Consider the following 23,374-nt stretch of genomic DNA (forward strand, 5'->3'; position numbering starts at 1 on the left):
AGAGCTGCCGGATTGCTACGCGAGGCGCTCGATCAACATCGCCATCCCCTGTCCACCCCCGACGCACATGGTCTCCAGCCCGATGGTCTTGTCCTCGGCCTGGAGGTTGTTGATCAAGGTTCCTGTGATCCGGGCACCGGTCATGCCGAACGGGTGGCCCAGCGCGATCGCGCCGCCGTTGACGTTGAGCTTGTCGAGGTCGAGCTTCAGGGCGTCGGCTGAGCCGAGTACCTGGACGGCGAACGCCTCGTTGATCTCCGCCAGGTCGATGTCGCCGACGCTCATCCGGGCGTGGCCGAGGGCCTGCTTGGTCGCCTCGATCGGGCCGAGGCCCATGATCTCCGGCGACAGGCCGGTCACACCGGTGGAGATGATCCGCGCCAGTGGCGTGAGCCCGAGCTCACGCGCCCGGACATCCGACATGACGACGACAGCGGCGGCGCCGTCGTTGAGCGGGCACGAGTTGCCCGCAGTGACGGAGCCGGACTCGCGGAACACCGGGTTCAGCGCTGCGACGGCCTCGTACGTCGTACCGAACCGCGGGCAGTCGTCCGTGTACACCACCGTGCCGTCGGGCATCGTCACCGGCGTGATCTCCGACTCGAAGTGGCCGCGCTTGGTGGCTGCCTCGGCGCGGTGCTGCGACCGCACCGCCCACTCGTCCTGCTCGACACGGGAGATCCCGGTCAGCGAGGCCACGTTCTCGGCGGTCTCGCCCATCTCGATGTAGACGTCCGGGAGCAGACCGAGCTCGCGCGGGTCGGTCCACGCCTCGCCGCTGGCGCTCCGCGACGTCGTGCGATCGCGTGCGCTCGCGAACAGCGGGTTCTCCGTCCCCGGCCAGTGGTCGGAGGTCCCCCGCGGGAAGCTCGAGACCGACTCGACGCCGGCCGAGAGGTACGCCGTTCCTTCGCCCGCCTTGATGGCGTGGAACGCCATGCGGGTCGTCTGCAACGAGGACGAGCAGTAGCGCGTGACGGTCGTTCCCGGAAGGTGGTCGAAGCCCAGCTGGACCGCGACGCGGCGCGCCATGTTGAAGCCCTGCTCGCCCCCCGGCAGGCCGCACCCGACCATGAGGTCGCCGAGCTCCGCCGGGTCCAGCTGAGGCACGTCCTCCAGGACCGACCCGATCACCTGGGCGAGGAGGTCGTCGGGTCGGATCTCCTTGAGCGAACCCTTCATGGCCCGTCCGATCGGTGAACGGGTGTGGGCGACGATGACTGCTTCGGGCATCGGAACAACTCTCTGTGGCTGCCGGGTCGCGGACCGGATCTGCTGGAGGTGGAAGAGGTCCCGGGGCGCGTAGCGTTTTCACGCCCCAGGACCTCGGTCAGGAGGCGGGGACGGGGATCGGAAGCATGGTGTCGTGGTCGTAGGGCACCGGGCGGTTCTCCGTGGCCCAGAGCTTCTCCATCTCCGAGTCCTCCGGCGGGGCGGTGAGCCCCTGGACCCGCCAGAGATCGATCGGAGTCTCGTCGAAGTGGATCTCCCAGTCGAAGCCGCGATCCTTGACGAAGGGCGCGAGAGTGTCCTCGAAGACCTGCATCGCCATCTTCCGGTACTCGGGGTCGCTCATCTGCCGCGCGATGTGGTCGACCACGATGCGCACGAAGTTGTTCTTGACCTCGCCGCCGACGTACATGGTGTTCTCGGCCATCTCCTGGAAGCGGATGACCACGTAGAAGCGCGGCAGGTTGACGAAGTCGACGTACACCTGGGTGAGCGCATTGGACAGCTGCTTCTTGTCCTCGTCACTGAAGGCGTTCTCCGGAGTGAAGATCTCCCAGTACGGCATGTGCGGTTCCTCCTGATCGTTGGAGCGGATGTGTGCTGGCGGTGAGTGCGGTCCGAGCGCGCCCGTGAGGCCTCAGGTGCGGCCGGCGGCTCGCACGAACGACTCGATGGCGTCGTAGCCCGTGATGGCACCGCGTGAGACCACCTGGTCCGGGTCGCCGCCGGTCAGGATCTTCTTGATCGGCGTCTCGAGCTTCTTGCCCGTGAGGGTCCGCGGAACTGCCGGCACCGCGGCGACCAGATCGGGGACGTGGCGAGGCGAGAGCTGGTCGCGCAGCACCCGCTTGAGCGACGCGACCCGGGCCTCGTCCATCTCGACCCCGGGGGCGAGCTGGACGAACAGCATCAGCTGTCCCGGTCCGGCGCCGCCGGTGTCCTCGAGGTGGACGACCAGGCTGTCCTGCACCTCGGGAAGCCCCTCGATCACGTTGTAGAACTCGGCGGTACCCAGCCGGACACCGCCGCGGTTGAGCGTCGCATCGGAGCGGCCCTGGATGTCGAAGGTGCGCGACGTGCTCACCGCGACCCAGTCGCCGTGCCGCCAGACGCCCGGATACGTGTCGAAGTACGACGCGCGGTACCGCTCCATGTCGTCGTCGTTCCAGAACCGCACCGGCATCGACGGCATCGGGGCACGGACCACGAGCTCGCCGACCGTGCCGAAGACCTCCTCGCCGGCCTCGTCGAACGCTGTCACGTCGGCGCCCAGCGTCGGCCCCGAGATCGCGCCTCGGTACACCGGCAGCCACGGGTTGCCGGCCACGAAGTTGGAGCAGATGTCGGTGCCACCGCTCTGCGAGTTGACGTAGACGGCCGGGTCGAGCACGTCGTAGAGCCAGTCGTAGGCCTCGGGCGGCAGCACCGCGCCGGTCACCGCGACCGTCCGGAGGGCAGAGAGGTCGTTGTCGGCAGCGGGCTGCAGACCCTCCTTGAGCCCGGCCATCAGGTAACCGGGGCTCGTGCCGAAGAGCGTCGCTCCGGCCTCGGCAGCGATCCGCCACTGCTCGGCGACGTCCGGGTACAGCAGGTTGCCGTCGGTGAGCACCACCCCGGCACCGACCATCAGCGCGCCGACCATGCAGTTCCAGACCGTCCACCCGGTCGTGGTCATCAGCATCACCCGGTCGCCCGGGCGCGTGTCGAGCTGGAGCGCGTGCAGCTTGAGGTGCTCCAGGGCGATCCCGCCGTGACTGTGGACGACCGCCTTGGGCAGCCCGGTGGTGCCCGAGGAGAAGAGCGTCCAGAGGGGATCGTCGAAACCCATCGGCTCGAACTCGAGGGGTACGTCGGCATCCTGCTCCGCCAGCAGCCCCACCCAGTCGATCGCGTTCTCGACCTCGTGGCCGCCGTAGGTCAGGCCGATGACGTGCTGCGCGGTCGGCAGCGCGTTGCGGATCGCGGCCACCTCGGAAGACCGGTCCACGTCCTTGGCGCCGTACATGTAGCCGGAGACGGTGATGAGCACCTTCGGCTCGAGCTGCGCCAACCGGTCGATCACGCTGCGCGCACCGAACTCGGGAGGACAGCAGGCCCAGACGGCTCCGAGCGACGTGGTCGCCAGCATTGCGACCAGCGCCTCGGGAACGTTCGGAAGGTACCCCGCCACGCGATCGCCCTTGCGGACTCCCAGCGATGCGAGGGCCGTGCGCGCCCGGCCCACCTGCTCGCGCAGCTCGGCGAAGGTCAGCTCGATCGTGTCGCGGGACTGCGATCGCGCGTGGATCGCCACCGCGTCCGGGTCGTCGATCGACCCGAGCATGCACTCGGCGTAGTTGATCGTGGCCGTCGGGAACCACCTTGCGCCCGGCATCGACCTGTCCGGCAGGACCGCCTCACCGGGCGATCCGGGAACGCCGAAGTACTCCCAGAGGGACGCCCAGAACCCGTCGAGGTCGGCGACCGACCAGGCCCACAGGTCGAGATAGGTCTCGAAGTGCTTCCCGCGCTCGGCCAGCCACGCCACGTAGCGGCCGAGTCCGGTCTCCGCGAGCGCCGCCCCCTCGAGGGCAGGTCGCATCACCCGGAGGTCCTGGACCGGCGTGCCTGGCGCTTCGTGGACGACTGTGTTCATCGGTGGTCTCTTGTCCCTTGAGTCGGTTGGTCTCGGTGGTCTCGGGCCGTCTCGGGTCAGCCGCGCAGGTGCTTGACGAAGTGGTCGCGAGCGGCCGAGGCGCACTCGTCGAAGCCGGGCCCGCCGTACGCGTCGAAGTGCCCGCCGTGCAGCACCCTGATCTGCTTGGGCTCCCGCGCGGCCTCGTAGGCGTCGAGCGCGAACTGGAACGGTGCGACGGTGTCCTCGTCGGCGACGAGCATCAGCAACGGGGTCGGCGAGATGCGGCTGATGTAGCTGCCCGGCTCGTACTCCGAGGCCCACTCGAGGCTGCGGGCCGTCACCTCGTTCTTCCAGCTCGGCGCCCGCTCGGCCGAGGTCTTGGAGAACCACTCGTAGGCGTCGGTCGCCGACATCATCGCCGGCTCGGTCGGGTCCGGCGTGATGACCGGGATCAGCGCCGGGTCGCCGCCGGAGAAGCGGTTCAGCCGGTCTCCGTGGAACTGGTCGCGCAGGTGCGACATGAAGTCAGGACGGACGGCGCTGGTCAGCTGACGCGAACCGGAGATGAACGGCACCTGCGCGACCACGGCCTTCACCCGTCGGTCGACGGCCGCGACGAGGAGGGCGTGCCCGCCGGCGAAGCTCGTTCCCCAGAGGCCGATCTTCGATCCGTCGACCTCGGGGCGCGTGATCGCGTAGCTGATCGCGTTGCGGATGTCGCGGTGCTGCAGGACCGGGTCGTTCTCCTGGCGTGGAGTCCCGTCGCTGGCGCCGAAGTTGCGGTGGTCGTAGACCACGACGTTGAGGCCCGCCTCGGCGAAGACCTCGGCGTAGTCGTCGAGGTGCATCTCCTTGACCGCCGTCATCCCGTGGGTCATCACGACGGCGGGTGCCGGGGTGCTGGTGTTCTGAGCCTGGTAGAACCAACCGCGAAGGGTCACGCCGCCTTCGCCCTGGAACTCGATGTCTTCGCGCGTCATGGTCGTGGCCGCCTTCGGTCGTGGTCTTTGACACCACCAACACTGGATCGTGTGACGCCCGCCTCATAGAACGATCGCGCCCGGCGCCGGTACCTGAGCGCCTTGTCGATCCGTGGGCGCTCAGGCGATCGAGTACGCCTCTCGATAGTCGCCGGGCGACATCGAGAACTCCCGCCTGAACTCACGTCCCAGGTGGCTCGCGTCGCAGAAGCCCCAGCGATGCGCGACCGCAGCGATCGACGAGGTCGTGTTCACCAGGTCCGACCGCGCGGCCGCGATGCGCTGGGCCCGAACGACCGACCCGACGGTGTCGCCCGTGGCCGCGAACGCGCGGTGGACGGTGCGGGGAGCCACGTTGTGGGCGGCGGCCAGGTCACCGACCCGGATGGCACCTGACGTGAGGTGCTCGACGATCCACGTCTCCAGGTGTCGACGGAGCGTGGGAAGGAAGTCGGTCTCACCGACGTCGCGTGACTGCGTCGCGCGGATCATGCCGGCAACGAGCACGAGCAGCGCGTTGCGAGAGGCTTCGACCTCCGCCGGCGACATGGTGTCGATCCGGCTGCTGACCCCGGCGAGGAAGTCATGTGCGAGGCCCACGAGCGGGTTCTCGGCGGTGTTCAGGTACAGGCAGTCCGGGATCCCGGCGCTCATGTCGAGCGGCGACAGAGCCGTCAGCGGAATCCGGACGGTGCGCTTCGTGAGCGAGTCCGGCACGACGAACTTCCCGGTCGTGCGGGTGCTCATCAGCAGGACGCCACCGGGCCGCAGCACGACCGTCTCGTCCGCGGTCTCGACGATCTGCTGGCCGCTGAAGACGATGAACAGGAGCAACGCCTCGGCATCGCGTCGCGCCATCGCGCTCCGGCGAACACCCTCGACGCCGGCGGTCTGCCAGTCCGTGATCAGCAGGTCGCCGAGGTCACGGTGGGCGAAGGACGAGAGCTGCCGTGCGTTGCCCGCGGAGCGCGTCGAAGAGCCCCCTGAGGGGCGCCCCGCGGAACGCCCCGTGAGTCGCATGTCCATGCTGGCCAGACGATCGTGGACCGCCGTTCGCCAGAGGTGCTCGCGCTCGTCGCGATCGACGGTGGGGGTGAGCGGGGACGCGGACTGGGTGAGGGTCATGGCCGGCTCCTGGCACTGCTGCAGCGGATCGTGAGGTGGCCCGAGAGGTGCAGCTCTCGGACGCGGTGAGAGTCGCGAACCGGCGACGCGCTCGAGGGTCGGCATCGCAGGCGATCTGTAGTCTGCGTCGACTGCGCCCCGCGGTGCTTGTCTTCGCACGACAAGGATTTGTCCTTGCGCGACACGAGTGCCGTCCTCGGCGATCCGCCGGTCATGCGTTCGAGCGTGCGGCCAGATCCCGCCGCGGTACGACGGGGAAACTACCGAGTCGCCTACGGAGCTCCTGCTTCGGCCTGCTTCGCGACCCAGGCCGCGACCTGTGTCCGCGAGGTGAAGCCGAGCTTGACCAGGATGTGCTCGACGTGGCTCTCCGCCGTGCGCGTGGAGATCACCAGGCGCGCCGCGATCTCCTTGTTGCTCAACCCGTCGGCGATCAGCCTGCCGATCTCGCTCTCGCGCCGGGTCAGCTTCGCCGCCGTGTACCCGTCGCTCTCCGTCGGTCCGGACGCCGCCGCCGCGGGCATCTCGTCCAGTGCGAACGCGATCGCGACCTCGACCGGCATCGACGCCCCGCGCTCGAACGCCTCGACGAACGCCGCGTCGTCGAGAACCTCCCTGAGCCTCGCCTCACTGGCGTCGTGGTAGCGCTGCAGACCCGGCAGTGCTCCCGGGGTGGTCCCGAGGTTCTTCAGCAGCGCCGCGCCGGCACCCAGCATGGTCGCTGCCCTGGCTGCGTCGGTGTCGCAGTGGATCCAGGCCAGTGCCTCCAGGCACAGAGCGACGCCGAGTCGCTCCTGGATCTCGCGCTTGAGCCGGAGGCTCTCCGTCTCCCAGGAAAGGCCCTGCTCGCGGTCGCCCCGCTCGTGCGCGACCAGACCACCCCACTGCAGCGCGTACGACCGGGCCCACGGGTTGGCTCCGTCCGCACAGATCCGGAGGCATTCCGCGTAGTTGCCCTCTGCCTCGGCAAGCTCGCCGGCGAAGCCATGGGCCATCCCGAGGAGCACCAGCGTGTCGGCCTCCTCGTCCAGCCATCCCAGCGCGCGGAAGCCCTCGACCGCCGCTTGCAGGTGCGGAACCGAAGCCGCGAGATCCCCGAGGAAGAGCTCGTGCCAGCCCGCCACCTGCTCGGCACGGGTCCTCGCGGAGTCGTCGAGCTCGCGGGCCAGCTCACGGCACTGCGCGAGCAGGTCTGCGGCGGCTTCGCGGTCACCCTGGAGGACGGCCAGCCAGCACGCGGCGTGCAACCCGCCGAAGCGGGCAGCGCCCGGCTCGGGAACCTTCGTCAGCAGTCGCTGCAGCCACAGCCGATCCTCGGTGAGCCAGCCGTAGGCCATGCTGTACTTGCGGAGGCGCGCAGCCATCTCCAGGCCGCGGACGGCTTCACCGTCCTGACGCCAGCAGAACCGCAGCGCCGCCCGGACGTTGGCGTCCTCCCGCCGCACGCGCCGCATGTGTTCTGCCTGCTGCGCGCTCATCCACTGCCCGTCGTACCGCGTCAGCATCTCTGCGTACCAGTCCCGGTGGCTGCGTCGGAGGTCGAGCAGCCGACCGGCCTCGTCGAGACGGGCCGTCCCGAAGAGCCGGATGACCTCGAGCATCCGGTACCGCATCCGGTCCGGGCCCGGTTCGGCGACCAGGATCGACTTGTCCACCATCGACTGGACGAGGTGGACGACGCGCTCCGCTGGCAGCCCGTCGGGCGACTTGGTCGCGACGTCCTGGATCGCGTCGGCCTCGACTCCGCCGACGAACACGGACAGCCGTGCCCAGAGTTCCTGCTCGTCGGGATCGCACAGGCTGTGGCTCCAGTCCAGGCACGCCGTCATCGTCCGATGCCGGTCAGGGGCAGCCCGGATGCCGACGTCCAGCAGGCGCCAGTGCCGGCGAAGCTCGTGGAGCAGCTCGGCGGGAACCATCGCCCTGAGCCGAACGGCGGCGAGCTCGAGCGCCAGCGGAATCCCGTCCAGGTGACGACAGATCTCGACGATGTCGGCCCGGTTCTGGTCGTTGATGATGAAGCCCGGAGCCACCTGGCCGGCTCGCTCGACCAGGAGCTGGACGGACTCGTAGGCCTCGACCGCCGCGCTCGCACCTTCGAGCCGGGAGGGCACCGGGAGCGGCAGGACCGGACGCACCGCCTCACCGTGCACCCGGAGCGGTTCACGGCTGGTCGCAAGGATGTGGACGCGCGGACAGGTGCGCAGCAGCAGCTCGGCGAGACCTGCGCACGCATCGACCAGGTGCTCGCAGTTGTCGAAGACCAGGAGCAGCTCGCGATGTCGCAGGTGCTCGGCCAGGCGTGCGTCGTCCATGCGCGCCGCCCGGTCCTCGATGCCGAGGGCTGCCGCGGTCGTCTCCGCGACGAGCGCGGGGTCGGCGATGTCGGCAAAGGGCACGAACCACACCCCGTCGCCGTAGAGCCGGCCGAGCTCCTCTGCGGCACGGAGAGCCAGCCGTGTCTTCCCGACTCCCCCGAACCCGGTCAAGGTGACCAGGCGCGCGGACGACAGCAGGCGGCGTACGTCGACGCGGTCCTGACGTCGACCGACAAAGCCCGTCAGCTCGGCAGGAAGGCTGCTGCCGAGACGCGCGACCGCCCCGGCTTCGACCATGCCTCAGGGTAAGCCGAGACCCGGCATCGGTGTCCGGAACGCCCACTGCTCTCTGGTCCGCCCGTTGACAGTGAAGCGAGCGCTCTCTATCGTGGTGACGACGGTCACATCGGGGCGGTGGTCGCCGATCGATCATGACCCTCTTCGTCGCACGATGCGCCACGTGAAGCCGGAGCAGGTCGCCCGCGCACGGAAGGCAACGGTGTCGGAATGGCACGGCTGAGATGATCGCCGGCGTCCACGACGTCAACGCCACTGTCGTGCTGCCTCCGCCGCGCGTGCTCGCTGCGAGGTTGGCTGCAGATCGGCAACAGGCGATTGCCGAGGAGATGTTCGACTTCATCATCGACGCTCTCCCCACGCTGGGCGACGACGAGGCGCTCACCCTCCTGGCCAGGGGAACGTGTCTGGGGATGGTCGAGCTGTTGCTGGCGATGGTGGAGCACGAGATCCCGGCGAACCGCGCAGAGCCACCGGTGGTCGCCGTGGAGTACGCGCGCCTGATCGCCGATCGCGGCCTCCCGCTCGGAGACCTGTTGCGCTCCTTCAGGCTCGGTCACGCCTGCCTCGCACGCATCCTGACCGACGAGCTCGTGGAGCTCGAGATGACGCCGGTCGAGCTCGCCGCCGCGCTGCGCGAGACGGAGCGGTTCTCCTTCGCGCTCGTCGACGTCGTGTCCTCGCGGATCGGTGCGATCTACGTCGAGCAGTGTCAACGCGTGCACGAGCGGACTGCGTCGCAGCGGCGCGACGTCGTGGGCGCGCTCCTCGCCGGGGACAAGATCGACGTTGCGCACGCCGAGAAGTCGCTCGGTCACCGCCTGACCGGCCCCCAGCTGGCGTTCATCTGCTGGAGCGACAGCGACGACGCCGCGGCGCAGCGTGCGGTGAGCGTCATGCAGACGCTGCTCAACGCACCCAGACCGGTGATGTATCCCACCGACGACGTCACCGTGTCGGGATGGTTCGACATGTCGCGCTGCGAGCGGCAGCGCATCGGCCTGCTGACCCAGGCGGTCCGCGACGCTGCACCCGCATCCCACGTCGCACTCGGCCCGATCATGCCTGGCCTGAGCGGCTTCCGGCAGAGTCGCAGGGGCGCCGAGCGCACGAAGCGGGTGGTCGAGCTGTCCCACCGGCTGCCGCCGACCTTCACCGAGTGGACCGACGTCGCCCTCGTCGACGCACTCAGTGCCGACCTGTGCTCGGCGCGCGAGCTCGTCCGACAGGAGCTTCGGGCGCTCAACGGTGCAGGAGACGACATCCAGGTGCTGCGCCGCACAGCGGCAGCATTCGTCGCCTCCGGATTCAGCTACGCCACCGCCGCGAGCAGGCTGGGCATCCACCGCAACACCGCGCTGCAACGCGTGAAGAAGGCGCAGGAGCTTCGTGGAAAGCCCCTCACCGAGCGGCCTGCCGAGCTCCTGGCCGCGCTTGCGCTCGTCGAAGCGATCGGGCCGGCGCTCCTCGATGCGTGAGTCGTGAGCCCGTGGCTCGCCCGGTGTGCTCTCGGCACACCGCGATGTGCGAACGGACCCTTACTGCGTGATCTACGCCTCACCTAACTTTCAGCGCAGCAGCCGTTGGCCCCGCCACGGCGTCCGCACCTGAGACTGGAGTCGAGGCAGAGATGACTGTCGTAGTCGAAGACCGTCCCGAGACCGCTCGTGATCCGCGTCCCCTGATCGTGGGGCTCGGGGGCACGCTCAGCGAGAGATCCACGAGCGAGCGAGCACTGCGCCATGCCCTGGCCGGCGCCGCCGCTCTGGGAGCACGGACCCGGTTGTTCGCAGCCGAGGCGCTCGACCTGCCGATGTACACGCCTGACCGATCCACCAGGACGCCCGCCGCGAGCGCTCTCGTCGCGGCTCTGGCCGAGGCCGACGGCGTGATCATCGCTTCGCCGGGCTACCACGGCGGCATCTCGGGGCTGGTGAAGAACGCGCTGGACTACATCGAGGACCTGCGCGACGACCACCGGCCGTACCTCGACGGCAGGGCCGTCGGCTGCATCGTGTGCGCCTACGGCTGGCAAGCCACCACCACGACGCTGATGTCCCTGCGCTCGACGGTGCATGCGTTGCGCGGCTGGCCGACCCCTCTGGGAGTCACCATCAACTCCGCTCAGACGCTGTTCGACGACAACGGGCTTCCGGTCGACGCCCGGTGCTCCGAGCAGCTCACCGCCCTCAGCCACCAGGTTCTCGAGTTCGTCGGCGCACGACGCTGAGCGTCTGCTGCCGCCCTGCCCCCAAGAAAGGTACGACCTGTGACCATCCTCAACGAGCCCGTGCGGACCGTGGAAGCACCCGATGCCGACCCGGTCGGACACGACCTCGAGATGTACCACCCGACCGACCGTGACTCGGCACGTTTCGCGCACATCAGCAAGCTCGTCGGCCGTGCCGCCGGGAACGGGTCAGGACCGCAGTACGACTCCGTGGTCATCGCGGGCGCCGGCTTCACCGCCAGCGTGATGGCGGCCCGGCTCGCGCGCAGCGAGCAGTTCCACGGCAAGGTGGTCCTGGCCGGGTCCCGCACGGCGGAGACCCGCCAGATGAAGGACGGCGCCACCCTGCGCGGCCACGGCACCGACTACATCTGCTACGCGCTCGGTGTTCCGCAGAACGCGTTCGTCGACGCGCTGTACGGCGACATCGTCGACGGCCGCGGCGTGGGCACCCGAAACCTGGTGGGCATGGCGGCGAAGGGCCGGAGCGGAGCCTACGAATTCGGCAAGATCGGCGCCTTCCAGGGCCGGCGGCGGGGCTACCCGCGTGCCCTGTTCTACGGAGCCCGCAACAGCCGGATGCAAGGTGCCATGTGGGAGCTGATGGAACGCGACGGAGTCATCGAGTCGCCCGACACGATCACGTCACTCGACGACGCGTTCGCCCTCGCCCCCGGCAAGCGACCGTTGATCGTCAACGCAAGCCACAACGCAGGGCTGCTGCGCAAGCAGGCACCCACCGTCGACTGGGCCACCTCGGCGGTCCAGGCACCGTTCAAGATGAAGCCCGGCGGCCTTCGCCACATCGGGACCAACGCCTCGCTGGTCTGCCCGGTTCGCCGGGGCAACAAGATCGACGTCGGGCTGTTCAACCCGTACGGCGATCCGCTGTCACCCGAGTCGACCTTCTACGGGATCATCGTCGGGCAGGTCTCCCAACGCGCCGGGTACGACAAGCAGCAGGAGCTCGAGACGATCAGCGAGGAGCTCTACGGCATCGCCGATGCGCTGAACCTCGAGGTCGATGACGCTGACGAGACCCTGTTCGCCGGCATGATTCCCGGTTCGCCCTGGAAGGCCCCGAAGTCGGCGTCGGGCACGCTGGAGCTCCAGCTCATCGCGCACCAGGGTGTCTCGGCGACGTTCTCCGACGGCATGACCTCGGGTGCCGCCGCGGCCGTGGCTGCCGCCGAGGCCGTGATCAGGGGTACCGATCCGGACCGCGCGGCTCGTCGCGCCGTCCGCGAGATCACGCGGGACCGCCGGATCTGGAACGTCTCCCGGAACAAGCTCGCGGTTCCCTTCGACCTGCTCATCCGGGCTTCGCCCCACGCCGGGGCGTTCTACCCGCACATCGTCCACGCCAGGACCTCCTGGGCCAGCGCGGGCTGAGCTTGTTCACGAAGCCGGGTCAGAGCTCCGACGCCGGCAGGCGCTACCGGATCGATCGGCCGACCCTGGCGGTCCTGATGCGCGATCTCAGGGTCCCACGACACGACCTGGGACCCGGAGACGCGATCCCCCGTCTCGACCTGCCGACCACGGACGGTGGCCGGGTCACCAACGAGAGCGTCGCCGCCGACGGCCGGCCGTTGGTCCTCGTCTTCGGCTCCTCGACGTGCCCGGTGACCGAGAGCGCGGGCGCCGGGCTGCTCCGGCTGCACCACAGGTACGGACAGCGGTTCCGCTTCGTGGTGGTGAACGTGCGCGAGGCGCATCCCGGCCGGAACGTCCCGCAACCGGACTCGCTGGAAGAGAAGGCGCGCCACGCGGTCGCCCTCAAGGAGCACCACGGGTTCGGCTTCGAGGTCGCCGTCGACGACATCGACGGCACCGTGCACCGGGCGTTCGGGACGCGTCCCAGCTCGGCGTACGTGATCGACCCGTCCGGGATCATCCTGTTCCGGGCGCAGTGGTCGAACAGCCCGGACGCTCTCGAGAAGGCGATCCGGAGCCTCGCGGCCGACCAGCTGCCCTCACCCCGCGCCGTCGCGGACACCGCGCGCTCGCTCGTGCGCATGGTGGCGTACGCCGACGTGGCGCTCGACTCCGCAGGCCGCGGCGCCCGGCGGGACTTCTGGTTGGCTGCACCGCCGATGGCAGCGCTGATCGCACTGTCCCGGCCGTTCAGCTTCCTCCCGCGTCGCCACTGGCCCGCCGCTGCCTGTGCGAGTGCGGTCGTGCTGACGGCCGCCCTGGTCGCAGTGGTGCTGACGGCCGTGCGCTGACGCGGTCATCGCCCGTCGGTGACGGGCGCGACTGGATCAGATCGGGTCGAGCCCCGCGATCCTCCAGCCGGCGCCGGTCCTGGCCATCTCGACCTTGATCCTGCTGCCGCTCACCACGGGCGACTTCTCGAGCGACGACGTGCTCGTCTGGGTGACGAACACCAGCAGGGTCACACGCCGTGACGTCGAGGAGATCACACCCGCGGCCGACACCACGGCGTCGGTGGTCACGTGCCGTTCGGCCGCCGTCGGCCGCACCACCGAGGTGATCAGCTTGTCGAAGTCGCCCCGGAACTTCCCCGTGGTCGTCCTGCGCGCCTTGCCGAGGTCGCTGCTCAACGTCCGGTAGTCGTAGGAGAGAAGCACCGGCACCAGCGCACGGCCCTGCCGCATCGCGTCACGTTGCGCCGACACTTCCTGGCGGTCGTGCCGTGCCGCGTTCATGAGCAGCACGTCTGCGACGGCGATGACCACCACGAGGGCGGCGGCGATCCCGACGGAGAGCCTCTGCTTCGGGCTCACGGCACGAACTCGATCGTGTCGACGAGCCACCGTCCACCGACCTTCGTCAGGCTCAGGCGGAGTCGGTAGCTGCGGTCCTGGGCCTTGGTGGTGCGAGCGTTCGACACCCGCGCCGCGGCCGCGACCACCGCCGTGACTCGCCGAGCGCTGACCTCGGTCAGTCCGACGGCGACGACACGGCCGCGCGACTGCACGTTGCTCTGCACCATGGCCTGGCGAAATGCGTCGGCCTGAGGCTTGAACTCGTCCTTGAGGCGGCTGGTCATCCCGTCCAGGAAGGCGTGGATCTGCTTGTCCGTCGTCGTCGCGCTGATGTCGGTGAGCGCAACGACCTCAGTACGTACTGCCCGGAGGACCTGGGCGCGATCGTGCCGGTGCTTCGAGTCGGCGTCGAGTCTCCGGAGCTGCACCCCACCGAACGCCAGGCCGGCGACCACGGCGATCGACAGTGCCACCGCCACCGTCCGCGGCCAGGGCTTCGCACCCGCCCACACCCCCGTCATCGGAGCGGCCCCGTGAACAGATCGGCCCAGGTCGCGGTGCCCGTGACCACCGAGTAGGAGAACGAGCCTTCCTCAGGTGCCGGACCCGTACCGCCATCGGACGGCCCGAGTCGCACAGCCCGGTACGGCGCCGTCTGCTCGCCGGGAAAGACGAGCCCACAGCCCGCGGCGTCGGCAGAGCGCCTGGACGGGTCGTTCGGGCACGGGGAGTTGCGAGCTCCGCGAACTGCCTCGGCAGACGACTGTGGAGCGGTGCAGTGGAGGTTGGGCGCGGTGTCGGTCACGGACGTGTCGGACGGGTCGCGCCACTGCGACGGCCGCAGGTAGCCCCGCGTGCACGACGGCGGGTCGTCGAGGTTCATCGCAATGTCCAGCTTGTCCACTCCCGCGACCCGGTGCGGCAGGCTGGTCCCCTGGAGGCGGTCGAGCACGGCCGGGTAGATGACGAACGTCTGCTTGATGTTCGGCAGGTACGCCTTGGTGACCTCACCCGTGCTCACCAGGTTGGCCATCAGGAGCGAGAAGGTCGGTGTCAGGCGGTTGAGGAGCCCGTCGACCGCCTCGAGCGAAGGGGCTCCGTTCGCCAACAGCGACCGCAGGTGCGGGTCGCTGCGCCTGAGCTCGCCGGAGACGCCGGCGAGCGAGGCGATGTAGGACCGCGTGGACGCACCCAGATCCGTCTGCGTCTCGAGGACGGGCTGGACCGAGGCGAGCAGCTGCTTGGTCGTCCGGACCTGCTCGGTCGCGGTGTCCAGCAACTTCGTCGAGCTGTCGAGGACCTGCTCGACGTCGAGTGCCGAGGAGCCGAAAGCGGTGTCGACCTGGTCGAGCAGCTGGGCCGTCTCCTCCTTCGGCACCGACTCCAGCAGGCCGTTGAGCTGGTCGAGGACCGGGGCTATCTGGGGCATCTCCCGGGTGGCCGATCGGGGAATCGTCGCACCTGCCCGAAGATGGGGTCCGCCGCGTCCTTCGGGCACGAGATCGACGTACTGCTCGCCGATGGCCGAGGTGCTGTGGATCTCGGCGCGCGCCCCGACGGGGACGCGGACCCCGGAATCGACGGCCATCGTCACGTCGACCCCGTCCGGGGTCAGGTGCAGGGACTGCACCCGGCCCACCTGGACGCCGCGGTAGGTGACGAGCGCACGGGGGTAGAGCCCGCTCGTGTCCCGGAAGTCCGCCTTGATCGTGTACGTCGCCAGCCCGGTGGTCCGTCCTCCGTCGCCGTAGCCGAGCACCAGGTACCCGATCGACAGCACGGCGATCACGCCGAAGGCCACCAGCTGGGCCCGTACTCCTCGCGTGTACATCAGCACTGCCCCAGGAGTGCGCTCAGCAGCGGGCACGGGGCAGGGCTCGGCGTCGGGCTGGGCGCCGCGGCGGGACCGTCCGTCACGGGCGCAGCGGCGGGGCCGACCTGGGGCGGGCTCGCCGTGCTCGGCGCCGCGGAGGTCCCCCCGAGCAGCAGCGCGGTCAAGGGGTCGCCGGTACCGAAGGCGGGGGTGGAGGGGCCGTTGCGGAGGAAGGCCTCCTTCAGGCTCGGCACGGAGACGTCGAACGTCATGAAGAGGTTCATGAAGTCTCCCCTGATCGCGTTCGGTGTCGTGTTGACCGGGAAGGGAACGGTGAGCAGGATCTTCAGCGAGTTCGCGACGTCCGACCCGGAGTCGGCCAGTGCCTTGAGCACCGGGTCGAGGTGCCTCAGGTTGGCGAGCAGTCCCGCCTGACTCGTCGTGACGACCTTCTCGGCCGACGTGCTGAGCCGGCCCAGGTCGGCGATCGCCGTGACCAGGCGCTGTCGCTGGCTCGCCAGCACGGTCAGCCCGGGTCCGAGAGCCTTCACGGCGCGCTCGACCCGGTCGCTCTGCCCCGCGACCTTCGCCGCGAGCGAGTCCGCGGCGTCGAGAACCCTCAGCAGGTCCGCCTTGTGGTCGTCCAGGGTGGTCAGGAGCTCGTTCAGTCGTGCGATCAGCGTCCGGGTGTCCGGCACGCGCCCGGCCAGCGCCTTGTCCAGCTCACCGGTGATCGTGCTGATCTGGGACAGCCCGCCGTTGTTGAGCAACAGCGAGACGCCGGCCAGCACCTGCTCGGTCTCGGGGTAGGTGCCCGTGGCGCTCACCGGGATCGTGGCACCGCCCACGAGCTTTCCGGCGGGCTTGTCCGGCTCCTCGACCTCGACGTACTGGGCGCCGAGCAGGGTCTTCTGGCCGATCCGGAACTCGGCGTTGGCAGGCAGCTGCACGGACTTGAGCAAGCGCATCGTCACCCGCGCCGTCCAGTCCTCGACCCGGATCCGCGTGACGGTGCCGATGACGACGTTGTCCCGCTGCACGGTGGAGTTCGGGACGACGTTCTGCATGTCGGCGAACTCGGCGGTCACGGTGTACCCGTTCGAGCCGAGGGCCACCTGACCCGGGTGGGTGTGGTCGTTCGGATTCAGGCTGAAGCACCCGCTGAGCAGCAGCACGACCGGGAGCAGGAACACGAGTCTCTTCACTGGGCCCCACCCGTCAGTGACGCCAGGAGACCGTCGAGAAGGGGCAGCCCGGAATGCGGGATGTTCAGCAGGGGCGGCGGAGCGGCCGGAGCGGAGGGCGACGACGGTTTCCCGAGCGTCGACGGGTCGCCCGGTAGGGTTCGGAGCCCCAGCGTCTCGAGCAGGGGCGCGATCGCCGCCTTGCACTCCTTGACCGTTCCGCCGATGCCGAGGATCGAACCGCACAACAGCTGGGAGAGGTCGCGGATGTTGTTGTCCGCCAGGCGTGCGGTCACGGCCTGGTTCTGGACCATGTTGTACAGGTTGGTGACCCCGTTCGGCGCGACCTGGAGGGCCGTGGCGAGCGCATCGGATCTCGACGCGAGCGTCCGCGCGACGCCTTCCAGGTTGCGGACGCCGGTGTCCAGGACGTCGGCGTTGTCCCCGACGAACTGGCGGATCACCTTGAGGGCCTCGTCGAGGCCGGCGACGGCCGAGCGCAGCTGCTGCTTGTTGTCGTCGAGCACCCCGGTGTACCTGGCGAGCCCGACGGTCAGGTCGCGCGCGGCCTTGTCGTTGACACCCAGGTTCTCGACGAAAGCGTTGAGGTTGCGCAAGGTCGTGAAGAGGTCGTCCCCGCCCGAGGCGAGGCTCGCCGTCGCACCGCGGAGTGCCGTCATGGAGTCCCTGAACTGCGCGGCGGCTCCCGGGCTGAGGTTGGCGTCGAGCGTGCGGATCGCCTGGTTCAAGGACCCGGTCTCGGCCCCCCGGCCGGGCGCCGGTCCCAGCGCGGTCGCAAGGTCGGTGAGCTCTCGCTTCACGTCGTCGAAGGAGACCGGGACGGCGGTGCGACTCAACGGGATCACGCCGCCGTTCCTCATCTTGTTCCCGCGCGTGTAGGCCGGAGCGAGCTGGACGAAGCGTTCGCTGACGAGGCTCGGGGCGACGATCGCGGCCCGAGCCGCCGCAGGGACCGGTTGGGACCCGATCTCGAGCTCCACCCGCACCCGGTCGCCTTCAGGCTCGACCGAGCGGACCTTGCCGACGGCGACACCCATCACCTTGACCGGATCGCCCTTGTACAGGCCCGTCGCCGAAGGGAAGTACGCCACGATGTGCGTGCCGGACGGACGCAGAGCCATGACCGAAGCCACCAGCAGCAGTGCCAGCGGGACGAGGACGTTCCACCGCCGCCAGATCCGCCGCCTCATCGCAGCATTCCCGACAGCACGGGCGCCAGGGTGACCGGCGAGGTCAGGTTCTGGACGTAGGAGTCCCAGAACGGACCGCTCGACAGCGTGTCCCCGATCTCGACCACGTAGTCGCGCACCCCTTCGATCGTCTTCTGCAGGTTCGCCCGGTTGCGGTTGAGCAGGGCGGTCACGGTGTTGAGCTCGGTGAGCGTCGGCTTGAGCTGCGACCGGTTCTCCTCGATCAACCGGGTCAGCTGGCCCGTGAGCAGGGTGACGCCCGCCAGGAGGTCCACGACCGCCTGCTGCCTCGCGTTCAGCTCCTCGAGCAGGTGGGCTCCGGACGTCAGCAGCGTCGCCACGCGGCCGTTGCGGCTCTGCAGCACACTCGTCAGGTCCCGTGTGCGCGTCAACAGCGTGTCGAGGGTGGCGCCGTTGTCGGAGACGCTGCGCGCCACTGCAGTGACCCCCTCGAGGGCCCGATCCAGGTCGACCGGGGTCGCATCGAGCGTCCCGGACACCGTCGACAACGCCTTGCTGAGCTGAGCCACGTCGATCGCCGACGACCGCGTGGTCAGCTCGGAGAGCGCGGCGGTGATGTCGTAGGGCGAAGACGTCCGCGACGCGGGGATCTCGGCACCTCCGGCGAGGTCGCCGTGTCCCTGGGGCTCGAGCTTCAGGCCTGCCTTGCCGAGCAGGGTCAACGTGGTGATGGCGGCCCTCGTCGTGTTCCCGAGCTCGACCTGATCGTCCGTGACCGTGAACCCGACGCGCACGTGGTCGCCCTCGATGGAGATCGAGTCGACCTTGCCGACCTTCGCGCCCGAGACCAGCACCGGCGACCCGCTGCGCAGCCCGCCGGCCTCGGTGAAGTACGCCGACAGCTGCCGTCCGCCGCCGAAGAAGGGGAGGTTCCCGGCCTGCATCGCGAGGAGCATGACGCCGACGACCGCGATCGTCCCGGTCAACCCCAGCCTGAACCGGCTCATGGCTGGCACCTGGCCGTGTCGCTGCTCAGCCAGGGCGTGAGCACGGGATTCGTCGCGCCTTCCGGGCTGAAGCGGAGCCGGACGCCGCACAGGAAGAAGTTGAAGAAGTTCCCGTAGGCGCCGACGCGCCGCATGATGGCGTAGTGCCCGGGCCACTTCGAGATCACGCTCTGAAGAGTTCCCGAGTTGGCCGCGAGCGAGGACGCGACCGCCCGGAGGTTCTGGACGTCCGGCGCGACGACCTGTCGGGCCCGACGGACCATCTCGGCGGTGTCCACCGTCATCTGGCTGATCTGCTCGGTGGCATCGAGGATCTCGGGCGCCCGCGCCGAGAGCTTGCTGACCACCAGTGTCAGCTGGTCGATGATCGTCCCGACGCTGCTTCCGTGCGCGTCCAGGGCGCCCAGCACCGTGTTGAGGTTGTCCACCACACGTCCGATGACCTGCTCCCTGGTCGCGACTGTTCCGGTGAAGGACGAGAGCGTCGAGAGGAGGCGGTAGACAGCCCCTTGCTGGCCCTGCAGGACCTCGACCAGCTCGCCGGACAACGCGTTGATCTGCGTCGGGGCCAGGCCGACGAAGAGAGGCTTGAAGCCGTCGAGCAGCATGTCCAGGTCGAGCGCTGCCGTGGTGCGGTGGCTGTCGAGAGATCCACCGGGTGGAATCGCTCGCCCGGCCTGGACGCCTCGGGTCAGTTCGAGGTAGCGGTCACCGACCAGGTTCTTGTAGCGCACCGTTGCCGTCGTCGACGACGTGAGCTTCATCGAGTCGTCCACGCTGAAGGTGACGCGAACCGTGGCCGATCGGCCCACCTTCACCGACTCGACGCGCCCGACGCCGACGCTCGCGATGCGGACCTCGTCGCCCGGCGCCAACCCTGACACGTCGCGGAACGTCGCGTGGTAGTCGACGGTCCGACCGAAGTGGATGTTCCCGGTCGTGACGACCAGGACCGCCACCATGAGAGCGGTGGCGATCAGGAACGCGGTGAGCTTGGTGCCGTCGACGACCAGCTGCCGCCGTTGACTCATGGCCCGCTCACCAGGCCGCTCAGTGTGCCGAAGAAGGTGTCCGCGAGGTCGGCAGCCGGGGGCTTGCCGCCAAGAGCCTGACCAGTGCCCACGTCGAAGGCGGGCAACGGCTGGGCAGCCTCGGCCTGGCCAGGGACCGGTAGCCCGTAGCACCGCGGACCGCGGTCCTCGCGGACCACGGGCAGGTTCGTGCCCGGCCGGTACGGCGGTTTGGCGGGTCGGAACTTCGAGTACGTGTAGAACCCCGGCACCGTCCCGCCGATCGCACGCTCGACGAACGCGTTCACGTCGACCGCGCCGGCCAACGTGCAGGGAAGCTCCGGTGCGTACCGCGCCAGCGCCGCGGTGACCGGGTCGAACAAGGTCACCACGCGGGCGATACCCGGTTGGTTCGTGTCCAGGAAGCGGGTCGTCCGCGTGGAGAACTGCGACGCGCTGGTGAGCAGGTCGCCGAACGAGGCCGGTCGGGCGCTCAGCGTCGAGCTCGCGGACCCGAGATTGTCCAGCATGGTGACCAGGTCATCGGCTGACCGGTCGTAGACATCGACGACCGGCCCGGTCGCATGGAGGGTGCGGGACAAGTCCGGCAAGGAGGAGTCGAGCTCGCCGAGGTACTCCTCGAACCCGGTTGCCAACGTGCCCAGCTCGGTGCCGCGCCCGTCGAGGACTCTCGCCGACGCGGTCAGTGCGTTGTTCAGCTCTTCCGGCCGCGCGACCTGCATCACCTTCGTCAGGTTCTCGAAGGCCTCGTTGAATTCCGTGGTGACCTGGGTGGCCTTCACCTCGGCACCGGCGGCGATCGGTGGTCCGTCCCGCCCCTCGGAAGCGACGAGGTTGATGTACTTGGCGCCGAACGCCGTGGGCGGAACGATCTCCGCGCTCACGTCGGACGGCACGAAGCGCACCTCGTGGTCGAACAGGTCGACGTGGATGCGGGCGCCGTTCCCGGACGGGTCGATCGACGCGACCCGTCCCACGTCGACGCCGCGAAACTTGACCCGTGCGCCGGCCGCCAGGGTCAGGCCCGCGCGGTCGCCCACGACCTCGATCCGCGTGTTGTGCTCGAAGACCCCCTTGTTCATCGCGATCGCAAAGGTCCCGGCGGCGAGGACGATGAAGAGATAGGTGAGTCCGAGCGCGAGCCTGCGCGCGCCGCTCATGGGCCGGCTCATCCTGTGATCCTGACCGACGGGCCGCTCCAGAACGCGATCGCGAAAGCCAGGTCGAGCACCATGATCGCGATCAGCGAGCTCCGCACGGCGCTCCCGACCGCGCGGCCGACACCGGCCGGCCCACCCGTGGCGTGGAAGCCCCAGTAGCAGCAGATCGACATCAGCAAGACGGTCATCAGGAGGACCTTGAACAGCGCCAGCAGGAGGTCACCAGGCAGCAGGAACGTCTGGAAGTAGTGCCCGTAGGTGCCACCGGACTGTCCGAAACCCCAGGTGGTGACGAAGTAGGTCGCCGTGTTGGTGGTGAAGACCGCGACGGCGTACAGGGGCACCGCCGCGATCAGTCCCGCCGCGACGCGCGTCGCGATCAGGAACGTCATCGGCTCCACAGCCATGACCTCGAGGGCGTCGATCTCCTCGCTCACCCGCATCGCGCCGATCTGCGCCGTGAAACCGGCGCCGACCGTCGCCGTCAGCGCGACACCGGCGATCAGGGGCGCTATCTCACGGGTGTTGAAGACGGCTGCGAAGAACCCGGTCACGACGCCGACGCCGATGTGGTCGAAGCTGGTGTAGGCCTGCAGGCCGACCTCGATGCCCGAGGCCAGGGTCAGGAACGCGACGACGAGCACCGTCCCTCCGATGAGGGCGAGCGCGCCGGTGCCCAGGCTGACCTCTGCGATCAAGCGCACCACCTCGCGCCGGTAGCGGGTCATCGCGCGCGGGATACGCGCATAGATGCGACCGAAGAAGGCGAGCTGGTCTCCCAGGCCCATGACGAACGTCGCGGGCGCGAACAGCTTCGCCCGGATGCTGCTCGGGCTGACGAGGGCCATCTCAGCGATCCTTGAACTGGAAGAAGATCGTGGTGATGACGCTGTTGGCGGCGAAGAGCAGCATGAAGGAGAAGACGACCGTCTGGTTCACGGCGTCGCCGACTCCCTTCGGCCCACCCTTCACCTTCAGGCCCAGGTAGCAGGCGGTCAGGCCGGCGAGGAGGCCGAACACCGCGGCCTTGATCTCGGCGATGACGAAGTCGAAGACGCCCACGAGCAGCGAGATGTCCGACACGAACAGGCCGGGCGTCGCCCCCTGCAGGTGCACCGAGAAGAAGTAGCCGCCGGCCAGTCCGACGATCGACACCAGTGCGTTCAGGGCGATCCCGATCAGGGTCGCTGCCACGACCCGCGGCACGACGAGTCGCTGGACCGGGTCGATGCCCAGCGTCACCATCGCGTCGATCTCCTCGCGGATGGTGCGGGACGCGAGGTCGGCGGCGATCGCGGTCGCTCCCGCGCCGGCGACCGCGAGCACGCTCACGATCGGTCCGAGCTCGCGGATCACCGCGACGGCCGACCCCGCTCCTGCCAGGTCCACCGCACCGATCTGGATGAGGATCTGGTTGATCTGGAAGGTGAGCACGACGCAGAACGGGATCGACACCATGATCGCGGGCCCGATGGACACGCTGGAGATGAACCACGCCTGGTGCACGAACTCGTCGAAGCGGAACTTGCGGGTGAACATCTTCCTGAAGACCTCGAGGCAGAACGCGTAGAACCCGCCGATCTCCTGGAGCACCCGGACCCAGGGCTGGTCGCGGACCGCCTGCGCGGCCAGCTGGTTGACCCGGTCGACGCGATGCTCCGGCCTCACCGGGCCCGCCGGACCGCCCGCGACGATCTCCCTTACGTGCGTGGCCGTCATGGCGTCGCCCCCTTGCACCGCGCAGCGTCACCGCGTCCGACGCGGAATCCCCGGCAGCCGGGCTTTCGCGGTGGTGAGTTCATCGGTCCTGTCCGTGCTCGCGCCGCCCTCTCCCTCGGCCGTTCCACAGTAGGAAGATGTGACGTGCGTCTATAGGACGACTGCGCCTTCCGCTGGTACTCCTGCGCCACCGCGCGCCGGCGTACCGCGAGCCTGGCGCGGTCCGTGCGAGGCGGGCGTCATCGGGTCGCGATGACGACCTCCGACTCGGGCACGTCGTGTCCGGCCGCACATCGCACGACCGACCGCACCTGGGCGCCGCAGTCGGCGTGGTTCATCACCACGCCCTCACCGTCGGACGCATGGGCAGCACCCCACTGGAGCAGGCCGAGGACGACGGGCATCAGCTCGTGTCCGGCGGGCGTCAGGACGTACTCGGTGCGCGTGCGCTGACCGGGCTCGCGATAGGGCTGCTTCTCCAGCACGCCCACGGAGACGAGCTCACGGAGCCGCTGGGCGGCCGCGGCCTCGGTGATCCCGACGCGCTTCCAGAGCTGGTCGAAGCGCGTCGCGCCGTAGAACGCCTCGCGGAGCAGCAACAGTGCCGTCCGGCTGCCGACCATCCCGAGGGCGCGGTCCATGGGGCACTGGTCTCCCAGGGGTGCGTCACCGCGGGTGGCCAGGTGACCTTCCAGCTGCACAGTCATGCAGCTCACCATACGCGCTGACTTGTCATATCCATAGCCAGCCCTTAGAGTC

General features: G+C 69.3%; 21 protein-coding genes. 4 read left to right on the forward strand and 17 right to left on the reverse strand.

Annotation, left to right across the window (positions count from 1 at the left end; all coding sequences use genetic code 11):
* Positions 1 to 15: 15 nt before the first annotated feature.
* The 6 genes from ACVW00_RS18495 to ACVW00_RS18520 form a co-directional block, all read right to left on the reverse strand.
* On the reverse strand, positions 16 to 1,233 hold the full coding sequence (locus ACVW00_RS18495) for an acetyl-CoA C-acetyltransferase (RefSeq protein ID WP_457112359.1): 1,218 nt from the start codon (positions 1,231 to 1,233) through the stop codon (positions 16 to 18).
* 97 nt (positions 1,234 to 1,330) lie between these two features.
* Positions 1,331 to 1,795: a tautomerase family protein gene (locus tag ACVW00_RS18500; RefSeq protein ID WP_457112360.1), complete on the reverse strand. Its 465-nt coding sequence runs from the start codon at positions 1,793 to 1,795 to the stop codon at positions 1,331 to 1,333.
* 72 nt (positions 1,796 to 1,867) lie between these two features.
* A complete protein-coding gene (locus ACVW00_RS18505; RefSeq protein WP_457112361.1) occupies positions 1,868 to 3,865 on the reverse strand; it encodes an acetoacetate--CoA ligase in 1,998 nt (665 codons plus the stop codon).
* A 56-nt stretch (positions 3,866 to 3,921) separates the two neighbouring features.
* Entirely contained in the window at positions 3,922 to 4,827 is a 906-nt protein-coding gene (locus tag ACVW00_RS18510) for an alpha/beta hydrolase (RefSeq protein WP_457112362.1), read from the reverse strand.
* 120 nt (positions 4,828 to 4,947) lie between these two features.
* Positions 4,948 to 5,952, reverse strand: a complete 1,005-nt coding sequence (locus ACVW00_RS18515) for an AraC family transcriptional regulator (protein ID WP_457112363.1) — start codon at positions 5,950 to 5,952, stop codon at positions 4,948 to 4,950.
* 272 nt (positions 5,953 to 6,224) lie between these two features.
* The gene (locus ACVW00_RS18520; RefSeq protein WP_457112364.1) at positions 6,225 to 8,567 is read right to left on the reverse strand and encodes an ATP-binding protein; all 2,343 of its coding nucleotides are present in this window, start codon (positions 8,565 to 8,567) and stop codon (positions 6,225 to 6,227) included.
* A gap of 224 nt (positions 8,568 to 8,791) precedes the next feature.
* On the opposite strand from ACVW00_RS18520, the gene ACVW00_RS18525 reads away from it, so the two are divergent.
* The 4 genes from ACVW00_RS18525 (at position 8,792) to ACVW00_RS18540 (ending at position 13,025) form a co-directional block, all read left to right on the forward strand.
* Entirely contained in the window at positions 8,792 to 10,045 is a 1,254-nt protein-coding gene (locus tag ACVW00_RS18525; RefSeq protein ID WP_457112365.1) for a PucR family transcriptional regulator, read from the forward strand.
* Between the two features lie 152 nt (positions 10,046 to 10,197).
* Positions 10,198 to 10,797, forward strand: coding sequence for an NADPH-dependent FMN reductase (locus tag ACVW00_RS18530; protein WP_457112366.1), 600 nt, complete (start codon positions 10,198 to 10,200; stop codon positions 10,795 to 10,797).
* A gap of 39 nt (positions 10,798 to 10,836) precedes the next feature.
* Positions 10,837 to 12,189 (forward strand): hypothetical protein, encoded by a 1,353-nt coding sequence (locus ACVW00_RS18535; RefSeq protein WP_457112367.1) that lies wholly within the window; start codon positions 10,837 to 10,839, stop codon positions 12,187 to 12,189.
* 77 nt (positions 12,190 to 12,266) lie between these two features.
* Positions 12,267 to 13,025 carry a TlpA family protein disulfide reductase gene (locus ACVW00_RS18540; RefSeq protein ID WP_457112368.1) on the forward strand — a complete coding sequence of 253 codons (759 nt, stop codon included), beginning with the start codon at positions 12,267 to 12,269 and terminating at the stop codon, positions 13,023 to 13,025.
* Positions 13,026 to 13,061: 36 nt separating this feature from the next.
* On the opposite strand, the gene ACVW00_RS18545 is transcribed toward ACVW00_RS18540, so the two are convergent.
* From ACVW00_RS18545 to ACVW00_RS18595, 11 genes are all read right to left on the reverse strand, one after another.
* Positions 13,062 to 13,547 carry a hypothetical protein gene (locus ACVW00_RS18545; RefSeq protein WP_457112369.1) on the reverse strand — a complete coding sequence of 162 codons (486 nt, stop codon included), beginning with the start codon at positions 13,545 to 13,547 and terminating at the stop codon, positions 13,062 to 13,064.
* Positions 13,544 to 14,050, reverse strand: coding sequence for a hypothetical protein (locus ACVW00_RS18550; RefSeq protein ID WP_457113158.1), 507 nt, complete (start codon positions 14,048 to 14,050; stop codon positions 13,544 to 13,546). Before ACVW00_RS18550 ends, ACVW00_RS18545 begins: the two co-directional genes overlap by 4 nt.
* Positions 14,047 to 15,360: an MCE family protein gene (locus tag ACVW00_RS18555; protein WP_457112370.1), complete on the reverse strand. Its 1,314-nt coding sequence runs from the start codon at positions 15,358 to 15,360 to the stop codon at positions 14,047 to 14,049. Before ACVW00_RS18555 ends, ACVW00_RS18550 begins: the two co-directional genes overlap by 4 nt.
* A complete protein-coding gene (locus ACVW00_RS18560; protein WP_457112371.1) occupies positions 15,360 to 16,547 on the reverse strand; it encodes an MCE family protein in 1,188 nt (395 codons plus the stop codon). The genes ACVW00_RS18555 and ACVW00_RS18560 overlap by 1 nt, the downstream gene beginning before the upstream one ends.
* Positions 16,544 to 17,737: an MCE family protein gene (locus tag ACVW00_RS18565; RefSeq protein WP_457112372.1), complete on the reverse strand. Its 1,194-nt coding sequence runs from the start codon at positions 17,735 to 17,737 to the stop codon at positions 16,544 to 16,546. The genes ACVW00_RS18560 and ACVW00_RS18565 overlap by 4 nt, the downstream gene beginning before the upstream one ends.
* A complete protein-coding gene (locus ACVW00_RS18570) occupies positions 17,734 to 18,705 on the reverse strand; it encodes an MCE family protein (RefSeq protein WP_457112373.1) in 972 nt (323 codons plus the stop codon). The genes ACVW00_RS18565 and ACVW00_RS18570 overlap by 4 nt, the downstream gene beginning before the upstream one ends.
* On the reverse strand, positions 18,702 to 19,736 hold the full coding sequence (locus ACVW00_RS18575; RefSeq protein ID WP_457112374.1) for an MCE family protein: 1,035 nt from the start codon (positions 19,734 to 19,736) through the stop codon (positions 18,702 to 18,704). Before ACVW00_RS18575 ends, ACVW00_RS18570 begins: the two co-directional genes overlap by 4 nt.
* Complete coding sequence (locus ACVW00_RS18580; protein WP_457112375.1) at positions 19,733 to 20,908, reverse strand: MCE family protein; 1,176 nt, start codon at positions 20,906 to 20,908, stop codon at positions 19,733 to 19,735. The genes ACVW00_RS18575 and ACVW00_RS18580 overlap by 4 nt, the downstream gene beginning before the upstream one ends.
* Complete coding sequence (locus ACVW00_RS18585) at positions 20,905 to 21,744, reverse strand: MlaE family ABC transporter permease (protein WP_457112376.1); 840 nt, start codon at positions 21,742 to 21,744, stop codon at positions 20,905 to 20,907. Before ACVW00_RS18585 ends, ACVW00_RS18580 begins: the two co-directional genes overlap by 4 nt.
* Before the next feature lies 1 nt (position 21,745).
* Positions 21,746 to 22,615: an MlaE family ABC transporter permease gene (locus tag ACVW00_RS18590; RefSeq protein WP_457112377.1), complete on the reverse strand. Its 870-nt coding sequence runs from the start codon at positions 22,613 to 22,615 to the stop codon at positions 21,746 to 21,748.
* A gap of 239 nt (positions 22,616 to 22,854) precedes the next feature.
* A complete protein-coding gene (locus ACVW00_RS18595; RefSeq protein WP_457112378.1) occupies positions 22,855 to 23,322 on the reverse strand; it encodes a winged helix-turn-helix transcriptional regulator in 468 nt (155 codons plus the stop codon).
* Positions 23,323 to 23,374: the final 52 nt, after the last annotated feature.

The organism is Marmoricola sp. URHA0025 HA25, assembly GCF_054059435.1.

What these genes read in the sequence shown, in the direction of transcription:
- ACVW00_RS18595 (WP_457112378.1), bottom strand. Translation starts at nt 23,322, where the DNA reads ATGACTGTGCAGCTGGAAGGTCACCTGGCCACCCGCGGTGACGCACCC.
- ACVW00_RS18515 (WP_457112363.1), bottom strand. Translation starts at nt 5,952, where the DNA reads ATGACCCTCACCCAGTCCGCGTCCCCGCTCACCCCCACCGTCGATCGC.
- ACVW00_RS18520 (WP_457112364.1), bottom strand. Translation starts at nt 8,567, where the DNA reads ATGGTCGAAGCCGGGGCGGTCGCGCGTCTCGGCAGCAGCCTTCCTGCC.
- ACVW00_RS18540 (WP_457112368.1), top strand. Translation starts at nt 12,267, where the DNA reads ATGCGCGATCTCAGGGTCCCACGACACGACCTGGGACCCGGAGACGCG.
- ACVW00_RS18590 (WP_457112377.1), bottom strand. Translation starts at nt 22,615, where the DNA reads ATGACGGCCACGCACGTAAGGGAGATCGTCGCGGGCGGTCCGGCGGGC.
- ACVW00_RS18505 (WP_457112361.1), bottom strand. Translation starts at nt 3,865, where the DNA reads ATGAACACAGTCGTCCACGAAGCGCCAGGCACGCCGGTCCAGGACCTC.
- ACVW00_RS18530 (WP_457112366.1), top strand. Translation starts at nt 10,198, where the DNA reads ATGACTGTCGTAGTCGAAGACCGTCCCGAGACCGCTCGTGATCCGCGT.
- ACVW00_RS18570 (WP_457112373.1), bottom strand. Translation starts at nt 18,705, where the DNA reads ATGAGCCGGTTCAGGCTGGGGTTGACCGGGACGATCGCGGTCGTCGGC.
- ACVW00_RS18500 (WP_457112360.1), bottom strand. Translation starts at nt 1,795, where the DNA reads ATGCCGTACTGGGAGATCTTCACTCCGGAGAACGCCTTCAGTGACGAG.
- ACVW00_RS18585 (WP_457112376.1), bottom strand. Translation starts at nt 21,744, where the DNA reads ATGGCCCTCGTCAGCCCGAGCAGCATCCGGGCGAAGCTGTTCGCGCCC.
- ACVW00_RS18555 (WP_457112370.1), bottom strand. Translation starts at nt 15,360, where the DNA reads ATGTACACGCGAGGAGTACGGGCCCAGCTGGTGGCCTTCGGCGTGATC.
- ACVW00_RS18575 (WP_457112374.1), bottom strand. Translation starts at nt 19,736, where the DNA reads ATGAGTCAACGGCGGCAGCTGGTCGTCGACGGCACCAAGCTCACCGCG.
- ACVW00_RS18565 (WP_457112372.1), bottom strand. Translation starts at nt 17,737, where the DNA reads ATGAGGCGGCGGATCTGGCGGCGGTGGAACGTCCTCGTCCCGCTGGCA.
- ACVW00_RS18580 (WP_457112375.1), bottom strand. Translation starts at nt 20,908, where the DNA reads ATGAGCCGGCCCATGAGCGGCGCGCGCAGGCTCGCGCTCGGACTCACC.
- ACVW00_RS18495 (WP_457112359.1), bottom strand. Translation starts at nt 1,233, where the DNA reads ATGCCCGAAGCAGTCATCGTCGCCCACACCCGTTCACCGATCGGACGG.
- ACVW00_RS18525 (WP_457112365.1), top strand. Translation starts at nt 8,792, where the DNA reads ATGATCGCCGGCGTCCACGACGTCAACGCCACTGTCGTGCTGCCTCCG.
- ACVW00_RS18510 (WP_457112362.1), bottom strand. Translation starts at nt 4,827, where the DNA reads ATGACGCGCGAAGACATCGAGTTCCAGGGCGAAGGCGGCGTGACCCTT.
- ACVW00_RS18550 (WP_457113158.1), bottom strand. Translation starts at nt 14,050, where the DNA reads ATGACGGGGGTGTGGGCGGGTGCGAAGCCCTGGCCGCGGACGGTGGCG.